This is a genomic window from Rouxiella silvae (assembly GCF_002093625.1).
Taxonomy (GTDB): Bacteria; Pseudomonadota; Gammaproteobacteria; order Enterobacterales; family Enterobacteriaceae; genus Rouxiella; species Rouxiella silvae.
Genome location: NZ_MRWD01000109.1, coordinates 1 through 3114, shown reverse-complemented (window position 1 = coordinate 3114; position 3114 = coordinate 1). Strand labels below are relative to the sequence as shown.

Here is a 3114-nt window from a genome sequence, read left to right as displayed (position 1 = left end):
TTTGCTCTTTAACAATCTGGAACAAGCTGAAAAATTGAAACGATACAGCTGAACATAACTCTCCGTAGAAGTACTGAGTTATGGGCGCCTGTATTAGAGTCTCTCAAATAATTGCAGCACGAACGTGGTCGCTCTTTATTGATTAAAGAAGACACCTTCGGGTTGTGAGGTTAAGCGACTAAGCGTACACGGTGGATGCCTAGGCAGTCAGAGGCGATGAAGGGCGTGCTAATCTGCGAAAAGCGTCGGTAAGGTGATATGAACCGTTATACCCGACGATACCCGAATGGGGAAACCCAATGTGATACGTCACATTATCGCATGGTGAATACATAGCCATGCGAGGCGAACCGGGGGAACTGAAACATCTAAGTACCCCGAGGAAAAGAAATCAACCGAGATTCCCCCAGTAGCGGCGAGCGAACGGGGAACAGCCCAGAACCTGAATCAGTTTATGTGTTAGTGGAAGCGTCTGGAAGGTCGCACAGTATAGGGTGATAGTCCCGTACACAAAAATGCATAGATTGTGAGTTCGATGAGTAGGGCGGGACACGTGACATCCTGTCTGAATATGGGGGGACCATCCTCCAAGGCTAAATACTCCTGACTGACCGATAGTGAACCAGTACCGTGAGGGAAAGGCGAAAAGAACCCCGGCGAGGGGAGTGAAATAGAACCTGAAACCGTGTACGTACAAGCAGTGGGAGCCTACTTTGTTGGGTGACTGCGTACCTTTTGTATAATGGGTCAGCGACTTATATTTTGTAGCAAGGTTAACCGTATAGGGGAGCCGTAGGGAAACCGAGTCTTAACTGGGCGTCAAGTTGCAAGGTATAGACCCGAAACCCGGTGATCTAGCCATGGGCAGGTTGAAGGTTGGGTAACACTAACTGGAGGACCGAACCGACTAATGTTGAAAAATTAGCGGATGACTTGTGGCTGGGGGTGAAAGGCCAATCAAACCGGGAGATAGCTGGTTCTCCCCGAAAGCTATTTAGGTAGCGCCTCGTGAACTCATCTTCGGGGGTAGAGCACTGTTTCGACTAGGGGTCCATCCCGGATTACCAACTCGATGCAAACTACGAATACCGAAGAATGTTATCACGGGAGACACACGGCGGGTGCTAACGTCCGTCGTGAAGAGGGAAACAACCCAGACCGCCAGCTAAGGTCCCAAAGTCATGGTTAAGTGGGAAACGATGTGGGAAGGCATAGACAGCCAGGATGTTGGCTTAGAAGCAGCCATCATTTAAAGAAAGCGTAATAGCTCACTGGTCGAGTCGGCCTGCGCGGAAGATGTAACGGGGCTAAACCATGCACCGAAGCTGCGGCAGCGACGCTTAGGCGTTGTTGGGTAGGGGAGCGTTCTGTAAGCCGTTGAAGGTGGTCTGTGAGGGCTGCTGGAGGTATCAGAAGTGCGAATGCTGACATAAGTAACGATAATGCGGGTGAAAAACCCGCACGCCGGAAGACCAAGGGTTCCTGTCCAACGTTAATCGGGGCAGGGTGAGTCGACCCCTAAGGCGAGGCCGAAAGGCGTAGTCGATGGGAAACAGGTTAATATTCCTGTACTTGGTGTTACTGCGAAGGGGGGACGGAGAGGGCTAGGCTAGCCGGGCGACGGTTGTCCCGGTTTAAGCGTGTAGGGGGTGTGACTTGGTAAATCCGGTTACATATCAACCCTGAGGCGTGATGACGAGTCACTACGGTGATGAAGTAGTTGATGCCGCACTTCCAGGAAAAGCCTCTAAGCATCAGGTAACATTAAATCGTACCCCAAACCGACACAGGTGGTCAGGTAGAGAATACTCAGGCGCTTGAGAGAACTCGGGTGAAGGAACTAGGCAAAATGGTGCCGTAACTTCGGGAGAAGGCACGCTGTCGCTAGGTGGAGGAACTTGCTTCCCGAGCTGAAGACAGTCGAAGATACCAGCTGGCTGCAACTGTTTAATAAAAACACAGCACTGTGCAAACACGAAAGTGGACGTATACGGTGTGACGCCTGCCCGGTGCCGGAAGGTTAATTGATGGGGTTATCCGCAAGGAGAAGCTCTTGATCGAAGCCCCGGTAAACGGCGGCCGTAACTATAACGGTCCTAAGGTAGCGAAATTCCTTGTCGGGTAAGTTCCGACCTGCACGAATGGCGTAATGATGGCCAGGCTGTCTCCACCCGAGACTCAGTGAAATTGAACTCGCTGTGAAGATGCAGTGTACCCGCGGCAAGACGGAAAGACCCCGTGAACCTTTACTATAGCTTGACACTGAACATTGAGCCTTGATGTGTAGGATAGGTGGGAGGCTTTGAAGCGTGGACGCCAGTCTGCGTGGAGCCAACCTTGAAATACCACCCTTTAATGTTTGATGTTCTAACTCGGCCCCATAATCTGGGGTGAGGACAGTGTCTGGTGGGTAGTTTGACTGGGGCGGTCTCCTCCTAAAGAGTAACGGAGGAGCACGAAGGTTAGCTAATCACGGTCGGACATCGTGAGGTTAGTGCAATGGCATAAGCTAGCTTGACTGCGAGAGTGACGGCTCGAGCAGGTACGAAAGTAGGTCATAGTGATCCGGTGGTTCTGAATGGAAGGGCCATCGCTCAACGGATAAAAGGTACTCCGGGGATAACAGGCTGATACCGCCCAAGAGTTCATATCGACGGCGGTGTTTGGCACCTCGATGTCGGCTCATCACATCCTGGGGCTGAAGTAGGTCCCAAGGGTACGGCTGTTCGCCGTTTAAAGTGGTACGCGAGCTGGGTTTAGAACGTCGTGAGACAGTTCGGTCCCTATCTGCCGTGGGCGTTGGAAGATTGAGAGGGGCTGCTCCTAGTACGAGAGGACCGGAGTGGACGCATCACTGGTGTTCGGGTTGTCATGCCAATGGCATTGCCCGGTAGCTAAATGCGGAAAAGATAAGCGCTGAAAGCATCTAAGCGCGAAACTTGCCTCGAGATGAGTCTTCCCTGGGGCTTTAAGCCCCCTGAAGGGACGTTTAAGACTAAGACGTTGATAGGCTGGGTGTGTAAGTGCAGCGATGCATTGAGCTAACCAGTACTAATGACCCGTGAGGCTTAACCTTACAACACCGAAGGTGTTTTAGAGAGACACAAAGACTTA

The 3114-nt window shown here is 51.7% G+C and carries 1 rRNA gene; it reads left to right on the top strand.

The features are described from left to right. Positions 1-168: 168 nt before the first annotated feature. A 23S ribosomal RNA gene (locus tag BS639_RS24385) occupies positions 169-3076 on the top strand. The last annotated feature ends 38 nt before the right edge of the window (positions 3077-3114 follow it).